This is a genomic window from Streptomyces durhamensis, assembly GCF_000725475.1.
Taxonomy (GTDB): Bacteria; Actinomycetota; Actinomycetes; order Streptomycetales; family Streptomycetaceae; genus Streptomyces; species Streptomyces filipinensis.
Window position 1 is genome coordinate 1 of sequence record NZ_JNXR01000188.1, and the last position, 292, is coordinate 292.

Consider the following 292-nt stretch of genomic DNA (forward strand, 5'->3'; position numbering starts at 1 on the left):
CTTCCCGGTCCTCGCGGCCGCGCTGTTCGCCCTGGAGGCGGACCGTAAATTCGGCGCCCATGTGTTCGACGCCGCGAACGGCGGCGCCCTGCTGTGGCAGCACCTCTTCTGGTTCTTCGGCCATCCAGAGGTGTACATCATCGCCCTGCCGTTCTTCGGCATCATCAGCGAAGTCATCCCGGTGTTCTCCCGTAAGCCGATGTTCGGCTACATGGGTCTGATCGCCGCGACCATCGCGATCGCCGGTCTGTCCGTGACCGTGTGGGCCCACCACATGTACGTCACCGGCGGT

Annotated in this window: 1 protein-coding gene; it reads left to right on the plus strand. The window is 64.7% G+C overall.

The annotated features are described in order from the left end of the window. Nucleotides 1-292, plus strand: a 292-nt coding sequence (locus IO33_RS0142300; protein ID WP_031174374.1) for a cbb3-type cytochrome c oxidase subunit I, incomplete at both ends; no start/stop codon positions are given.